The 15379-nt window shown below is 47.4% G+C and carries 12 protein-coding genes and 2 riboswitches; of the genes, 10 read left to right on the plus strand and 2 right to left on the minus strand.

What is annotated here, in order from left to right; genetic code table 11:
* Nucleotides 1-9: 9 nt before the first annotated feature.
* The 9 genes from AC27IB_RS15550 to AC27IB_RS15590 all read left to right on the plus strand — a co-directional run bounded on the left by AC27IB_RS15550 (nucleotide 10) and on the right by AC27IB_RS15590 (nucleotide 10122).
* Nucleotides 10-1584 (plus strand): tetratricopeptide repeat-containing sulfotransferase family protein, encoded by a 1575-nt coding sequence (locus AC27IB_RS15550; protein ID WP_487122039.1) that lies wholly within the window; start codon nucleotides 10-12, stop codon nucleotides 1582-1584.
* Nucleotides 1585-1601: 17 nt separating this feature from the next.
* A complete protein-coding gene (locus AC27IB_RS15555) occupies nucleotides 1602-3185 on the plus strand; it encodes a tetratricopeptide repeat-containing sulfotransferase family protein (RefSeq protein WP_487122041.1) in 1584 nt (527 codons plus the stop codon).
* 132 nt (nucleotides 3186-3317) lie between these two features.
* Nucleotides 3318-4304, plus strand: coding sequence for a class I SAM-dependent methyltransferase (locus AC27IB_RS15560; protein WP_487122043.1), 987 nt, complete (start codon nucleotides 3318-3320; stop codon nucleotides 4302-4304).
* 868 nt (nucleotides 4305-5172) lie between these two features.
* Nucleotides 5173-5937, plus strand: a complete 765-nt coding sequence (locus tag AC27IB_RS15565) for a DUF3450 domain-containing protein (protein ID WP_487122045.1) — start codon at nucleotides 5173-5175, stop codon at nucleotides 5935-5937.
* Between the two features lie 6 nt (nucleotides 5938-5943).
* Nucleotides 5944-7302: a MotA/TolQ/ExbB proton channel family protein gene (locus tag AC27IB_RS15570; protein ID WP_487122047.1), complete on the plus strand. Its 1359-nt coding sequence runs from the start codon at nucleotides 5944-5946 to the stop codon at nucleotides 7300-7302.
* Nucleotide 7303: 1 nt separating this feature from the next.
* Nucleotides 7304-7828, plus strand: coding sequence for a MotA/TolQ/ExbB proton channel family protein (locus tag AC27IB_RS15575; RefSeq protein ID WP_105934498.1), 525 nt, complete (start codon nucleotides 7304-7306; stop codon nucleotides 7826-7828).
* Between the two features lie 11 nt (nucleotides 7829-7839).
* Nucleotides 7840-8238, plus strand: a complete 399-nt coding sequence (locus tag AC27IB_RS15580) for an ExbD/TolR family protein (RefSeq protein WP_296052855.1) — start codon at nucleotides 7840-7842, stop codon at nucleotides 8236-8238.
* Between the two features lies 1 nt (nucleotide 8239).
* Nucleotides 8240-8851 (plus strand): energy transducer TonB, encoded by a 612-nt coding sequence (locus tag AC27IB_RS15585; RefSeq protein WP_296052853.1) that lies wholly within the window; start codon nucleotides 8240-8242, stop codon nucleotides 8849-8851.
* A gap of 2 nt (nucleotides 8852-8853) precedes the next feature.
* Nucleotides 8854-10122: a tetratricopeptide repeat protein gene (locus AC27IB_RS15590; RefSeq protein WP_296052850.1), complete on the plus strand. Its 1269-nt coding sequence runs from the start codon at nucleotides 8854-8856 to the stop codon at nucleotides 10120-10122.
* A gap of 56 nt (nucleotides 10123-10178) precedes the next feature.
* Here the strand turns inward: AC27IB_RS15590 and AC27IB_RS15595 are convergent, their stop codons facing one another.
* Nucleotides 10179-12290 (minus strand): GNAT family N-acetyltransferase, encoded by a 2112-nt coding sequence (locus tag AC27IB_RS15595; RefSeq protein WP_487122050.1) that lies wholly within the window; start codon nucleotides 12288-12290, stop codon nucleotides 10179-10181.
* An 83-nt stretch (nucleotides 12291-12373) separates the two neighbouring features.
* Complete coding sequence (locus AC27IB_RS15600; RefSeq protein WP_296052845.1) at nucleotides 12374-14137, minus strand: helix-turn-helix domain-containing protein; 1764 nt, start codon at nucleotides 14135-14137, stop codon at nucleotides 12374-12376.
* A 150-nt stretch (nucleotides 14138-14287) separates the two neighbouring features.
* Nucleotides 14288-14368: riboswitch (cyclic di-GMP riboswitch) on the plus strand.
* Between the two features lie 46 nt (nucleotides 14369-14414).
* Here AC27IB_RS15600 and AC27IB_RS15605 point away from each other — a divergent pair.
* Entirely contained in the window at nucleotides 14415-15089 is a 675-nt protein-coding gene (locus tag AC27IB_RS15605) for a hypothetical protein (protein WP_296052843.1), read from the plus strand.
* A gap of 145 nt (nucleotides 15090-15234) precedes the next feature.
* A riboswitch (TPP riboswitch) is annotated at nucleotides 15235-15335 on the plus strand.
* The last annotated feature ends 44 nt before the right edge of the window (nucleotides 15336-15379 follow it).

A 15379-nucleotide genomic window follows, 5' to 3' on the forward strand; every position in this document is an offset into this window, starting at 1 on the left:
AGTGTGCGTGTGGTGAATGTAAATATCGAACAGCTTAGTCAAATAGCCCGACTGGCCATCCAACAACAGGACTGGGCCCGGGTTAGTGAGTCGGCAACAGCCATCTTAAAGCAGCAGCCTGATAATGCTGAAGGGTTATTCCTGGCGGGTGTGGTAGAGCGGGTCTCGAATAGACCGGCGACTGCGTTGCAGTATTTCAAGGCCGCATTGGAGCAGGATGACAGTCGCTATGATGCGGCGATTGAACTGGCAAACCAGTATTCTGTAGCGCGGCGCAATGGCGAAGCCGCCAGCTTATTGAGTCAGTATCAGGATAAACTGGCAAATAGTTCCGTTTACTCTGATTTAGCCGGGACTATTTATACCGACATCGGTATGGCCGAAGAAGCCTACCCGCTTTTCCAGCAAGCCGTGAGTTTGCAGCCAAAAGTTGATCTATTCCAGGCGAACCTTGCATCATGCGGCGTTTTTCTTGGCAAAATTGCCGAAGCCAAAGCTATCTATCAGGGGTTGTTACAGCGTTTTCCAAACCATCAGCGCAATCATTATCAGTTAGCCCGATTGGAAAAGGCGAAGGACGAATCGCACTTATCTCAGATGCTTGATGTGCTGGAAAAAACGAATAATCCACCAGACAGAAACATCTTTATTTATTTCGCTATAGCGAAAGAATATGAAGATCTTGGCCGTTGGGCTGAGGCGTTTGAGTACTACAAAAAGGGCGGCGATGCGGTTTGCTCTGTCGCCCGCTATGATGTTAACGAAGACATCGGGTTAATCGATACGATTATTCGCTGTTGTAATAAAGAATGGCTGGACGAACCCGTAAGTGCTGCTGAGAATCAGAGTGAACCGGTATTTATAGTCGGTTTGCCAAGAACCGGTACCACACTGTGTGAACGGATTATTTCCAGCCATTCCCAGGTCGAATCACTGGGTGAAACGTTATTCTTTCAAATGATCCTGCGCCGTGAAAGTGGTGTGCAAAGTATGCAGCCAATTTCCAATGAAATGATCGAAGCGCTGGTTACAAAAGATCCAACGGCTCTTGCCAATGGCTACATGGAGCAGGTGGCCTATCGCCTGCACGATAACGCTTATTTTATTGATAAATTGCCTTTTAACATTCTTTATCTGGGCTTTTTTGCCAAAGCCTTTCCGCAAGGCAAAATAGTGTATTTGCATCGAAACCCCATGGATGCCTGCTTTGCCATGTATAAGCAAATTTTTACCTGGGCTTATAAATTTTCTTATTCGCTGGAAGATTTGGCCACGTATTATGTGGCCTTCGACCGGTTAATGACTCACTGGAAAACGGTATTGGGCGATCGGATTGTCGAAGTGAAATACGAAGATTTGGTTGACGATACTGAAGGCCAAACCCGGCAATTGCTGGCCAGCCTGGACATGCCTTTTGAACAGGCCTGTGTTGATTTTGACCAGAACGATGCACCAAGTGCAACGGCAAGTTCGGTGCAAATCAGAGAAAAAGCACATAAAAATTCGGTGGATAAATGGCGTCGTTTCGAGCAGCAACTGACACCATTAAAAGACCGTCTGGAAAATGCCGGCATTAACGTTTAGCCCGTTACCTTATTATTATGACTCAGCAATCCTTACATGAATTCAGCCAGTATGCGCGGATGCTCATCGGGCAGAAAAACTGGCAGGGCGCCGCCAGTATCGCCGGCCAGATGCAACAGCAGTTCAGCGAATCGGCGGAAGGCTTCTTTATTGGCGGTATGGTGGCCAAAAACACCCGGCGACTCACAGCGGCCATTCAACAGTTTACAACGGCGCTGGAAAAAGACGAGGCTCGCCATGATGCAGCCATTGAACTGGCAGAACTGTATACTTCACAAAGCCGCTTTAGTGACGCCCTCAAATTGCTGGATAAATACCAGGCCAAGCTGACTGACAGTTCTTATTACTTGCTGCTGGCAGCCAAAGTATTTACCTGGCTGGGGTTACATGAAAGAGCCTGGCAGGCATTAAACCAGGCCAATAAGGTGCAACCCGAAACCGACTCGATATTGGCCCGGCTTGCTGAATGCGCGGTATTGTTGGGCCGGATTGACGTAGCAGAGCCTATTTATCAACGGTTAATTAAAAAGTACCCTCATTTCCAGAAGCACCATTATGACTATTCAAAACTGAAGCGCGCTGAAAACGACGAGCACGTTAAGCAGATGAGGCAGATGTTGCAGCAAAACGGACAGCCACCGCAAAATAATATCTACCTTTATTATGCCCTCGGTAAAGAGCTCGAGGACTTACAGCAATGGCAGGAAGCTTTTAGTTATTATGAACAAGCTGGCAGCGCCATTTTAAGTAATGCGAAGTACACCGTTGATAATGACATTAACCCCATTGATGACGTTATCAGGCTGTGTAATCGGGAATGGGTGAACAGTGCCGTGCCAGCAACTAAATCTGCCAGCGATAATCACGCTACGCCAGTGTTTATTGTTGGATTGCCCAGAACGGGAACCACCCTGATAGAGCGTGTGCTGGCTTCCCACGCAGAGATAGAATCGGCCGATGAGACGTTCTTTTTTCCCACTGCCATAAACCATGAAGCCGGTATTGAGCGATTTAATGAAATTGATAGCGCTTTGATCACCCGGGCAGCAGACAGCGACCTGCATTCAGTAGCTCAACGTTATCTTGAAATGGTTAAATACCGGTTATCAGGCAAATCGCATTTTATCGATAAGTATCCGTTTAACTTTTTATTGTTGGGATTTATTGCCAAAGCATTCCCCAATGCCAAACTGATATATTTGCACCGCCAGCCGCTGGATGCTTGCTTCGCTATGTTCAAGCAGTCCTATTTCAAATTTTCTTATTCACTGGACGACTTGGGAAAATATTATGCTGCGCATGACAGACTAAGAAAGCACTGGTTTGAAATACTCGGCGATCGGTTGATTGAAGTGTCGTATGAGGAATTCGTTACCTCACCAGAATCGTCCACCCGCCAATTGCTCGACCGCTTGGGAATGAATTTTGATCCCGCGTGTCTGGAGTTTTATAACAATCCTGCTGCCAGTGCGACGGCCAGTACCTTACAGGTAAGGGAAAAAGTTCACACCCGCTCGGTTGGCAAGTGGCAGCATTTTGCTAACGAATTGGCACCATTGGCAAGTTTTTTAGAACAAAAAGGAATATTATCAATTAGTTGAATTTCATCGCTGGCAGATTGTTTTCTGTGCTGGCTCCTGCCTAGTATTGTGGCTTGCCTGAATAAAGGTAAACCAGAATACCTGCAATGGAACTGAAAACCAGAAAAGTAAAACAATAAAAAGGTACAGCGAATGACTAGACTTACTGAGTCCTCCAGGGAAAACACTGACGACTGGGATAAGTACTGGAGTGGAGTAGGGGGCGTAGGTGCTTTCTCTGATGGTGGCGTTAGTCACCCGGCTATCACCGCTTACTGGCAACACTTTTTTCGCAAACTTCCCGGCCGTCCTGCTAAAGAGGCTCTCCATATTATCGATATCGCTGGCGGTAACGGGGCGCTTATAGAAACCGCTGGTCAGGTTTATTCAGAAGAACAACTGGCGATAACCTCGCTTGATTTGTCTCCCGCCGCTATTCAACAACTCACTGCCCGGTTTCCACATGTTACCGGGTTGGTTGCTGATGCCAACGCCATTCCTGTTCAGGATAACAGTACCGACCTTGTTGTCAGTCAGTTCGGTATTGAATATGCGGGTATAACTGCTATCGATGAAGCCATAAGGGTGGTCAACCCTACCGGCAACATCGCTTTAATTATGCACTGCGACAATGGCGTCATTTTTCACGAAAGCAAGGCCAATCTGACCGTAATAAGAAGCATTCTGGATGCGGATATTTTACCGATGGCTAAACAGTTTTTTGCCGCCCGTGCTGAACTGCACAGGGGCGGAGACAAGCAGAGACAGGTTTATCAGGCTCAGGCGCAGCAATTCGGTGTGGCGTTGAGCGTTCTTGAGAACATCATGTCTGAATTTGGTACCGGCGCAGCCGGAGGGTTTGTATATAAACTGTATAATGATTTGGCTAATGTGCATGAAGAGTTCGGTCAGTATTCGTTAAAAGAAGTGCTCGACTGGATATCGAATGTGGCAATCGAACTGGGAGCTTATCAGGGCCGGATGATGGCAATGCTTGATGCAGCCCTGGCTGAGGACGAGTTTGACGAGGTCATTGAAAAATTCAGGCGCAGTACTTTCACTCTTAGTGTCGCTGATAAACTTTACAGTCCTGGCAATCCACAGCCACTGGCATGGGTTATTTCTGCTAGCGGTCAGTAGTGTACCTTTAGCTCGCGCTATGGTTTGCAGGCGGATAACTTTTGCTGCGCTACGCCTGCGAATAACGATAAGTCGTACTCACTAAAAACAGAGATAAACAGCATCCCCAACGGCATCAAGCTGTGTAACGATAAATACAGATGTGAATGGAAATCAATAAATGAAGGTATCCGGGCCTGCCGGCCAGAGATACGACCAGCGCATCAGAGCATTTTCATTGTCGGCGTTTGAATAAACATTGCGCCGTGTAGTAGCACCACTAGAACGATTTCACTGTTAGTGTTTCGCTTTTCACACGCCATCACCTCGATCATCTAAGCCTAAAGTATTGTAAAGATACAACGTAAGTATGCTTAGAATAAGATGTTCGGGTTGAACGATGTTTATCAAATTGCTAAATAATGATGCAGCAATAATAATGATAAGACAGGAATAATGTCGTTCAGGACGCAACACAGGGCGTTTTTAATGCCAAATTCAGTTGGTTAACAGATCATGGTAAGTATTGTCAGCAATCCGCCACAGAGGTATCTGGTCGGACTTTGTCGTCAGTATTTAATAATCGATTAACTGTTGTTGTGAAATTTTTGTAATTTATTTACACTTTCGAAAGTTTTATAACATATGTTGAGCAGCAGATTTGTTTAATCACTGAGCAAACGCAACGCGATATCAAGGGTGTAAAGAGCTTGTTACTTGACTCCCTTATTGATCTCGTGTGACTATAAGACGTTCGTAGTATTGGTGTCAGTCTGGCAAATACTACCTTCCTAAATATAGATAAATTTTATACGCCCCTTGCGAAGCAGTATTTTTATTACAAGTCGCAAGGATTCAAATAAGAAAATGGTTGGGAACTATGTCCAAAATGAGCAAGAGAACTCTTATTGCTTCTACTATGATGGGTGCATTCGCACTGACTGGTAGCGCAGTCGTCTCTGCAACGAATCTGAGCGATCTTCACAGCGAAGAAGCGAAGATTCACGCGGCTGCAGCGAAATCTCAAGAAAAGATCAACGCGCTTTTCGAACAGTCACAAGAACTGTTAGTAGAATACCGTGGTGTTGTTGATGAAACTGAAAACCTGAAGATCTACAACGATTACCTGGCAAGCTTAGTCGCTGACCAGCAGCGTGGTATTGATTCTCTACAGAAACAGATCGACAGCATCGAAGATACCAAACAAGGTATCGTTCCTCTGATGTTCCGTATGATCGACAGCCTCGAGAAATTCATCGAGCTGGACGTTCCAATTCGTCTTGAAGAGCGTAAAGAGCGTATCGAAAGATTACGTGACCTGATGGCTAACTCGAATGTAACCGTTTCCGAGCAGTTCCGTCAGGTGCTTGATGCATACCTAATCGAAACTGAATACGGCACGCGTATCGCGTCTTACCAGGGAACTCTGGATGACAACGGCACGGCTGTGACTGTTGACTTCTTTAACCTTGGCCGTACTGCAATGCTTGCTCTGTCTTTGGACCAAAAGCATGCTTGGGTTTGGAACAATGACACCCGTTCTTGGGAAGCACTTGGTGACGAGTACCTGGGCTCTGTAAACGAAGCTGTGAAAATGGCTAACGGTTTGGTCCCAGCAGAACTTATCAAACTTCCAATTAAAGCAGCGGAGTAAGCGTTAATGAAACCAGTATTTAAATCTCTACTCGCCGCTGCGACGGTAGCGGTTATGTCTTCAACTGCGGTAGCTCAGGAGCCGGCATCTCTGCAAGACCTGCTGAACTCTGTAAAATCTAACCGCGCGTCTGAAGCAAAAATCAACGCACAGCGTGAAGCAGAATTCCAATCTGCCCGTGCTGATAAGCAAGCCTTACTGCGTAAAGCTCAGTCTGAATTAAAAGCTGAAGAAGACCGTGGTAATCGTCTGCAACAGCAATTTTCTGACAACGAAGTAACGTTGAACGATAAAGCTGCTGAACTGGAACAGGCTACCGGTACTTTAGGTGAGATGTTTGGTGTGGTACGTCAGGCATCTTCTGAAGCCTACGGCCGTATCGCAACGTCAATCGTAAGTGCTCAGTATCCTGGCCGTGACGACTTCCTGGCTCGCATGTCTGAAGAATCTAAAGGTCTTCCTAACATTGACGAACTGGAAGAACTGTGGATTTCACTGCAAACTGAAATGACTGAACAGGGTTCAGTAGTTAAATTTACTACTGACGTAATTAACCTGGACGGTGGTACTAACTCTCAGGAAGTTCTGCGTGTTGGTACATTTAACCTGGTAGGTGACGAAGGTTACCTGACTTACGACGACGAGAACGACATCGTTCAGCCTCTTGGTCGTCAACCAGACGGTTATCTGGTTTCTGCAGCGAAAGATGCACGTGAAGCTAGCTCTGGTTTCGTTCCTTTTTATGCTGACCCTTCACGTGGCCAAATCTTAGGTCTGTTGAAGCAAAAAGCAACTATGTCTGAGCGTTATCACGCGGGTGGCGTAGTAGGTTACGTAATCACTGGTATGCTGGCTATTGGCCTGTTAATCGGTCTGTACAAACTGATCACCCTGACTCTGGTTGGTGGTAAGATTCGTTCACAGCTGAAAAATCCTTCTGCTCCTTCAGAGAAAAACCCACTGGGTCGTATCCTGAAAGTGTATAGCGATAACAAAAATGTTGACGCTGAAAACCTTGAACTGAAACTTGACGAAGCCATTTTGCGTGAACTGCCAAGCATTGATTCAGGTATCAACGTAATCAAAATCTTTGCGGCAATCGCACCGTTACTGGGTCTGTTAGGTACAGTACTGGGTATGATCGCTACCTTCCAAACCATCACTCTGTTCGGTACTGGTGACCCACGTATGATGGCAGGAAGTATCTCTATGGCACTTGTAACTACCGCTCAAGGTATTATTGCAGCACTGCCATTAATCCTGACGCACAGCATCGTTGCCTCTAAGAGCAAGCAGATCGTTCATATCCTGGACGAGCAGACTGCAGGCATCATTGCTGCTCACGCAGAGTCGGAGAAAGCATAATATGGTTTACCTGATTGGATTATGGGAATCGGTCAGGGACTTTATCGCTACCGGCGGTGACGTGTTATACGCTGTTGCTGCCGCGCTCTTTCTCATGTGGGTATTAATGATTGAGCGCTACTGGTATTTGACGTCAGTGTTTCCAAAAATGAAGAAGCAAATCATTCAGGATTGGAACGCTCGTGCAGATACTAAGTCATGGTATGCGCATAGAATCCGTGAAGCGTGGATCTCCGAGGCTTCAGATAACCTGAACGCCAGAATGCTTATCATTCGAACCTTGGTAGCTATGTGTCCGTTAATCGGTCTGCTGGGTACTGTAACTGGGATGATCAGCGTGTTTGAGACTATGGCAACGCAAGGAACGAGTAACGCACGTCTTATGGCGGGTGGTATCTCGATGGCAACTATCCCGACAATGGCGGGTATGGTCGCGGCGCTGTCAGGGCTGTTTATCAGTACTCGTCTCGAAGCGAAGGTTAAGATTGCGCGGGAAAAGCTAGTTGATAGCTTGCCGTATCATTAGAGAGAGAGATTATGGCTCGAAAAGTCAGAACCGAAGAGGAAGATGCAGCGATTGATATGACGCCCATGCTGGACATCGTATTCATCATGCTGATCTTCTTTATCGTGACAACGGTTTTCGTTAAGGAAGCCGGTATAGAAGTTAACAAGCCCGATGCGAGCCGAGCGTTCTTACATAAAAATGCTAACATTTTCATTGCGATCACCGAAGATGGCAATGTTTGGTTAGATAAACGCGAGGTGTCTGTTGACAGCGTCAGGGCAAACTTAGAGCGATTACTTACGGAGCAACCAACTGATTACGTGTTTATACAGGCTGATATTAAGGCTAAACACGGGGTGGTTGTTGAAGTTATGGACCAGGTCAAAGCCGCAGGCATTGACCGTATTGCAGTAGCTGCGAGGAACTAGTATGGGTAGAATTATCGCCTCTATTGTTATCGGTGCAGCCGTCGCTTTTGGTCTGTTCGTAATAATGGCTAAACTTATTGAGAACTCAGCGCGTCCGGTTGATGAAATTCCGGATGCACCGGTTATCGATATCGTTATGCAGCCGCCAGAAGAGGATACGCAAACACGGACTCGTGTTCCGCCACCTCCTCCTCCTCCGCCACAACAGCCGCCAAAAATGGAGCCTGTTGAGCCGGAAGAAGCTGAACCGGATGCTGACGGATTCAGCCTGGATATTCCAGGTGTTGATACCGGTGGTGTTGGTGTAAACATTGGTGGTGTTGGTGCGATGCAGAGTGATGGTGATGCTACACCTATCGTTCGTATCGATCCTAAATACCCGCCGCAGGCTGCACGTGATGGTAAAGAAGGTTGGGTTAAACTCCAGTTTACTATCATGGAAGATGGCTCGGTTGACGATATCGATGTAATCGATGCGGATCCGAAGCGTATCTTTGACCGTGAAGCCCGTCGTGCTCTGGCGAAGTGGAAATACAAGCCTAAGATCGTAGACGGTAAGCCTGTTCAGCAACCAAATATGTTTGTACAACTAGACTTTAAACTGGAGCAATAATCATGTTGAAATCCACAATGTTTAAAAAGTCACTGGTAGTAGCGGCATTCACTTTAAGCTCAGCTATTGCGTTGCCAGCCGCAGCGCAAAGCTCAGCCCCTGTGGTGTGCCCGGGCTACGAGAAAGGTACAACCAATCTGGTTGGTGAGCGTGTAGGTAAAAAAGTACAAAAAGCTTTCGAGGCTTATAACGAAGATTTGATTGATGAAGCAATTACAATCCTGTCTGAGATAGAAGCAAAGGAAGACTTTGACGAAGCTTATGTTAACCGTTTCCTCGGTAACATCATGGCCACTAAAGACGGCATGGGGCCAAAAGCCCTGGCCCTTCTGGTGTCCTCAGTTGAAACTAAGGTGTTAAACGACCTTGAGCATTCACAAACGCTCAAACTGGTTGCTGACCTTAGTCTGCAGGAAAAGGAATACGAACAGGCGGTTAAGTACTATCAGGCTTATTTAGACTTTACGTGTAAAGAAGATCCTGAAGTGTACACCCGTATGGCGAACGCTTTTTACGAGCTGAAGCAATACGACAAGCTGATCGATCCGGCTAACAAAGCTATCGCATTGTATGAAGAGCCAAACAAGAACCCATATGTACTGAAGTTATCTTCTTACTATGAGCGTAAGATGTACAAAGAGACCGTTGGCGTCGCGGAAGACATCGTTAATACGTTCCCAGAAGAAGGGAAGTGGTGGGTTCAGTTAGGCCAGTTTTATCTGATGATCGAAGACTATAAAAAGTCACTATCGACATTAGAAATTGCCTACAGCCAAGGGTTTTTAGAAAAACCAAACCTGATAAAAATGTTGTCTCAATTGTATGCAACAAACAATATGCCTTATCGTTCAGCCAAAGTGCTGGCGGAGAATATTGCGAATGGCAAAATTGAGAAAACAGCAGAGAATCTGGCGTCTGTAGCGAACAGCTATCACCAGGCAATGGAATATGAAACTGCTGCACAGTATTATCAGCAAGCGGCTGAGATGTCGTCTGATCCAGAATTTTACCGTAAGCAGGGCGTACTGCTGCTGGTTGCAGAGAACTACAAAGGTGCAATTACTGCCCTTTCAAAAGCTCTGGAACGTGGCGTGGAAGACCCGGGCAAAGTTCACTTTAGTTTAATGGAAGCTAACTTCTATGCCGGAGACTTCAAGCAAGCCTACGAGCATATTAAAGAAGCTAAGAAGGACAAGACATTACGTAGAAATGCGAATGCCTGGGAACCTTACATTAAGCAAAAAGCGAAGAACCGCGGTATAAATATCTAATTGAAAAAGCGCCTTAACGGCGCTTTTTTTATCCCTGATATCTTTCAATAACCCCGCTAGTAAGCTTCCAGTAAACGGCTCAGGTGCTTCGTCACCCATGCTTCCGTTTCACGTTTACCACTTAATTTATAACGCCGGGCTAATGCATCCGTTGCGTTAACTTCAGAAATAAAGTCTGTGACTACCGCTATGCTCTCTGCGTTCATGTGACTAGTGGTTTGGGTCTTAACAAACCAAGCAACACTGCCTCGGGCATGCTGAAGGCTTCGGCTGCCATTTACCACTTGGTGCAGGATGTTCACAGAACAGGTCTTGATTTTATCATTGAGGTTAAAGGCGGTGTCAGCACTGCCACAACCAAAGGTATCCGCAGCCGGGTGAAGTAATAACTCCTGACTAAATCGCTGTGTTATCAATGCCTGTTCAACACCAATGCGCTCACTCAGAGGTAATACCATTAGTAAACTGTATTCACCGCTCGAAGCGTCTCGTTTTAAACCAGGTTTGGCTGGCAGAAACCGGTTAGTTTGCCAAAAGCGGGTTAACTCGGGTGTCGCACCGTATGATGTGGTCAGGGCATCAATGCCAGCCTGCCGGGCCTGCTCTGCCAGTAGATGGATTAGCCTGCTGGCCACGCCCTGGCGTCTGTATCGGGGGAGGACTGCAATGCGATTAATTCGCAAGAAAGTGGCAGTTGCGATACTGGCTGAAGCAAGTAATACACTTAAGCCTTGTGCTGACATGTGGCCATTGACCCGTCGGGCGCCGCTGGCTATTCCAGTGGCTACGTCCTGCAACAGCGCGCCGCCTTCCTGTTGATAATTGATTACGCCGACGACTTCTTTATCTGCCATGGCCAACAGGGTATTGTTGGTTGGTGCGTCGTAAAGTCGAACCAACTCATCTGCGGTGGTCTGATAATGAGCCTGCATAAGCAGTGGTAATAACTGACGGCCCGTTGCGTCATGATATTGCTGTTTAACCAGTGGCTGATAATGGCTGACTTGATTGATTGGTTCGTTGCCCTTTTCAGCGGCTGCCGGTCGGGCGTCTTCAAGGCACAGTGCTTGATACCAGAATCGTTCCACGGGGTCGCCTTCATACCAACGAATAGGGCTGAGCAATTCGTGGTGTTCAATATCCGGGCGATGCTGACGTAGCCAGGGTATAAAACGGGTAATAAAGCCTCTTCCTGAGCCCTCATAACCTCTCATGGTTGAACTGAGCAATACAGAGCCCGCCTGACTGCAAAGCGCGGTAAGTTGTGGAACAGGAATGCTGGCCGCTTCATCAATCAGCAGGACGTCAGTATCATCTAAAGTCGTCAGCGCGGGATGGTCCAGCGGCAGCCACTGACAGGACGTATCCTGATAAACCATTCTGTGCCGGTCGGTGCGGATGGCTTTGGGGCAGGTTAATAATAATCCCGCAAACACCTGACTAACCGATTCAGCATACCGGCTGGTAAGCATGACAGACTTATTCTGGATGGCCAGACAGTGCCCGGCAATCATACCAAGTAAGGTCGACTTGCCTCTGCCCCGGTCAGCAGTCAGCAAGGCATTGTGGACGGGTTTATCCGCGGTAAGGCGCGTAAACAGTGTCTGTTGCTCCGTAGTCTTAAATGGGAGCGTCGTTTCTGGTCTTGCACTGGCAAGCCTGATTTGGGGTAAAATTAGGGGGTGGTGTTCCCGCGCTATGGCCACGCTCGGATCAGTTTTGAACTGCTCAATCATGGCAGTGCGAAGAACACTGCACTGAAGTTGTTCTCCATAGCTTAAATAATGGCTGGTACTGACTTCCTGATAAGCAGGCCAATGGGCAAAGTCAGGGCAGCACAGTACCAGTAATCCGCCTTGGGTGACCGTGCCGGCAACAGCCAGAATGGCATTGGGACGAAAAGCTTCAAAACTATCAACCACCGCCAGGGCGTACTCAGTGCCGAGTATGGTGCGATAGGCCCCCATACCCCGGGACGTATTTTCAGGAAATAGCGTTTTTCCCAGCAGCAGCGTATCGTCGTGGCACAGACTGAACAGGTGCTTTACTACGTTTTTACAATACTGAGCGGTGCCACTGACTACCAGCAACTGTCGGTGAGCAAGCTGAGTATGCTGATGGGAAGCACGCCATTCAGATAGCGCGGCTAACGTCTTGTCGGTGGGCATGAAAACATGAGTGATTAAATAAAAACGCTATTGTACCTGTTTGACGCCGGCTGACCAATGGCGCCACAACCACTAGCGCCGGATTACCACTTTGCGAGAACGTCTTTGGCCTCAGTTAACTGCTGCTCTGTAAGGGCAGCGGCCAGCTGTTCATTGTGAATGTCTGTGTGGTTAAAGCATAAGCTGTTAAATGCCAGTTCATGACAGCAACGGATCCGCTGGTTAAGCTTAGCATCGGGCTCCTGACACAAACGCCATAACGTCTGATTCACTTTACTGGTGAACCCCCATCTGACCAGCAAAAGCGATGAAGCGCCATACAGGCAAAGGTTATGCTCGGCCGCCAGACCCGACTGGAATTCGTCAAACCCCGAGGCCTTTTGCCATTGTTCGAAAAACAGCGACGCATCGAGATGTTCGGTATGAAATATTAATAACAGTGCCAGCGGGCCAAACAGAATGAGTTGGGCGACCAGGGCTTTATCGTCGTTGCTGTATTCAGCTGCATATAAGCGCTCAAACAAGGCGTTACTTAACAGCATGGCATCTATCAATCGCTCGATATTCGGATGAACGCTTTGTACTGTCAGGTATTGCTGGGCGGCAAATAAAACGGCGAGATTTCTGACATTGTTAACGCCCAGGTTACGACCGATAGCCTGTTCAAGGGACTGCGGTACTGAACCGTATAAGGCTTTGCTGGCTTTGCCGATAATATGTGCCAGAAATACCGGATCCGGTTCTATTAATGTTACCAGCCGGCTAACTGTAAGCTGCTCATCCGTTAGATTTACAATATGACTGATGGTTTCCGGCAGCGGAGGGAGGTTTTCGGTCACTTCAATGAGTGCCTGGTTTCCGCGCTGAAAACGTAACCGACTGCCCACCTGGCGTAACTGACCGGGACTGATTCCGGTGAATTCTTTGAAACTGCGATCGAATGAGCGGCGGTCGGAAAAGCCGAGCCGTTCGGCCAGCACATCAACCTTTTCACCGCTTAGCAGGCCGTTTATGCTGCGTTCGTGAATATGCGATTTTAGCAGGGCGCTGAAAGACAGCTTCTCCTGTTTGAGTTTGCGTCGAAACACCGACTCAGACATGCCCAACAGTTCACCAACCGCTTCAGAGCGAATTCTGGCCGGGGTATCAAACTGTTTAAACGCATCGACTAAATCCTGTTTAAATCCGCCTTCACCGGCAGGTTGCAAGTTTTTAACCAGTACCAGTTGCAGTTTCGGGCTGTAAAAAAAAGACGGGGTGGATAACCACTGAGCATCGAAGGTAACCTGCAATGCAGGTTGCTGATCGCTGTAACGAGCCTGGCTGACTGACTCTAAAAACCACACCGGATGGTTGTGCACCAGTGCAATGTGATCGAAATCGAAATTTCGGCCGGCAAGGTGGCGGAACAACGCTAATAAGAACGCAATAACAAAAGGTTCCATTTCGGGCAGTATCCCGGCTTTAAGGGTCAGAGTTACCCGGGTGTCGGTTTTACTGATTTGGATCTGTTCAGAGGCTTCAAATAAAGGGGTGTCAAAGGTATGCAATGCATCCAGTGCGGCGTTTATATCGCGGGCCATCGACAAAAAACAATGGAAGGTGCCCATTTTGTTAAAATCGAGATAGCCCAGTAAAGATTGCCCAATCCGTTCTGGTGAATCGGTTTTACACAGAAGCGCGAGTTTGTCGCTTAGGGCTGAAACCGGGTATTCACCGCTTTCAATATCGCCGAGGGCAGAGAGTGCTGTAGCTTCTTCTTCTGTGGTCAGTGCTTTATCCCGGCGCAGTGATAATAACGCCCGCGTAACGGCTGACCAAAACGTTCCTGTGTAGGTAACAGACATAACAGTTATTGTATCCCTTTCAATTCTTTCACCATAATAACGACTTTTGCCCGGCTGTTAAGTCGGCTCGGACAAAATTGTCCTATAGTTCGATAAAATGTGTCCTATTTTGATTTTTCTGCTGCGTTACCATTAATCCCGAAGTTTGATGATGCACAAAGCCAAACTTGTTGTGAAGCAAGGACGGAAAGCCACGGGCCTTTGAGTTCCAAAGGTGGCCGGGTTACTCAGAGTCAGTACAGTTTTTACGTATTGATTAGTAGTTAAGGATTAAAACATGAAGTTGGCCAGAAAATTATGTTCAGTAATCGTCGCCTGCGGTATGGCAGCCTCTGCCAACGCTGGTGTTATCAATTACGATGTGGACTTTGATGCGGCAACCTTTGAAGGGATGAGCCGTCAGAACAACGTCGACAGTGATTATTTCGTACAAAACAATGGGGCGATTCGAATCTATTCAGATTCCTGGTTTGCTATTGATTTGGAAGATACGTTCGGCATTGATTCAGTTAATCTGGACGACTCGCTGACAAACTATACGCTGGATTTCAAATTCCGGTTGTTCCAGCGCAGAGGTGATGGTGGTCTAGACCGAGGTGAGCCAACGTCACTACCTGAAATCGGCGGTTTGTTCTTTGCTGATTTCTCCGGTGGTCAGACTGATGCGGTTTCCAGCCAGTCGTTTAATCTGATTGGTACACAGAACTGGGGTCTGGATGACTTTTCTTACACCAACGATCGCTGGCAGCGTTTCTCGATCGATCTGGATAACTACCTGAGTGGTAGCTTTACCCACATCGTGCTGGTTAACGACTGTGATAATGAGTGTGGCAACACGCAAGTACGTTTTAGAGATATGACGTTGTCTGAGGTTAGCGCGCCAACCGCTTTGTCGCTGGCAGTACTCGGACTCGGCATAACAGGCTGGCGTCGTCACCGCCGGTCTGTATAAAGCTCTTTATCCGGGAGCAATTAAGTAACGCCCACCACGTCACGGTGGGCGTTCTTATTTCTGCTGCTAAATACCTTGCTGCAACAATCAGTTAAACAGTTGCAAATCTTTTAAGTCTTGGTAGACTCCATCGCGCATTAACAATGCATTCGCCAAGGGGTGCCGGAAACGGCTGAGATCCACCGCGTGGGAACCCTTAAACCTGATCCGGATAATACCGGCGTAGGGATGGTTACAATCAAGCCTGATCACCTGCCGTTAAAAGCCGGATCTTTTGGACATCATTGCAC

It is taken from the genome of Alteromonas sp. 4NH20-0104 (assembly GCF_057547795.1).

What these genes read in the sequence shown, in the direction of transcription:
- AC27IB_RS15585 (WP_296052853.1), top strand. Translation starts at nt 8,240, where the DNA reads ATGGGTAGAATTATCGCCTCTATTGTTATCGGTGCAGCCGTCGCTTTT.
- AC27IB_RS15595 (WP_487122050.1), bottom strand. Translation starts at nt 12,290, where the DNA reads ATGCCCACCGACAAGACGTTAGCCGCGCTATCTGAATGGCGTGCTTCC.
- AC27IB_RS15600 (WP_296052845.1), bottom strand. Translation starts at nt 14,137, where the DNA reads ATGTCTGTTACCTACACAGGAACGTTTTGGTCAGCCGTTACGCGGGCG.
- AC27IB_RS15580 (WP_296052855.1), top strand. Translation starts at nt 7,840, where the DNA reads ATGGCTCGAAAAGTCAGAACCGAAGAGGAAGATGCAGCGATTGATATG.
- AC27IB_RS15560 (WP_487122043.1), top strand. Translation starts at nt 3,318, where the DNA reads ATGACTAGACTTACTGAGTCCTCCAGGGAAAACACTGACGACTGGGAT.
- AC27IB_RS15575 (WP_105934498.1), top strand. Translation starts at nt 7,304, where the DNA reads ATGGTTTACCTGATTGGATTATGGGAATCGGTCAGGGACTTTATCGCT.
- AC27IB_RS15590 (WP_296052850.1), top strand. Translation starts at nt 8,854, where the DNA reads ATGTTGAAATCCACAATGTTTAAAAAGTCACTGGTAGTAGCGGCATTC.
- AC27IB_RS15605 (WP_296052843.1), top strand. Translation starts at nt 14,415, where the DNA reads ATGAAGTTGGCCAGAAAATTATGTTCAGTAATCGTCGCCTGCGGTATG.
- AC27IB_RS15565 (WP_487122045.1), top strand. Translation starts at nt 5,173, where the DNA reads ATGAGCAAGAGAACTCTTATTGCTTCTACTATGATGGGTGCATTCGCA.
- AC27IB_RS15570 (WP_487122047.1), top strand. Translation starts at nt 5,944, where the DNA reads ATGAAACCAGTATTTAAATCTCTACTCGCCGCTGCGACGGTAGCGGTT.
- AC27IB_RS15555 (WP_487122041.1), top strand. Translation starts at nt 1,602, where the DNA reads ATGACTCAGCAATCCTTACATGAATTCAGCCAGTATGCGCGGATGCTC.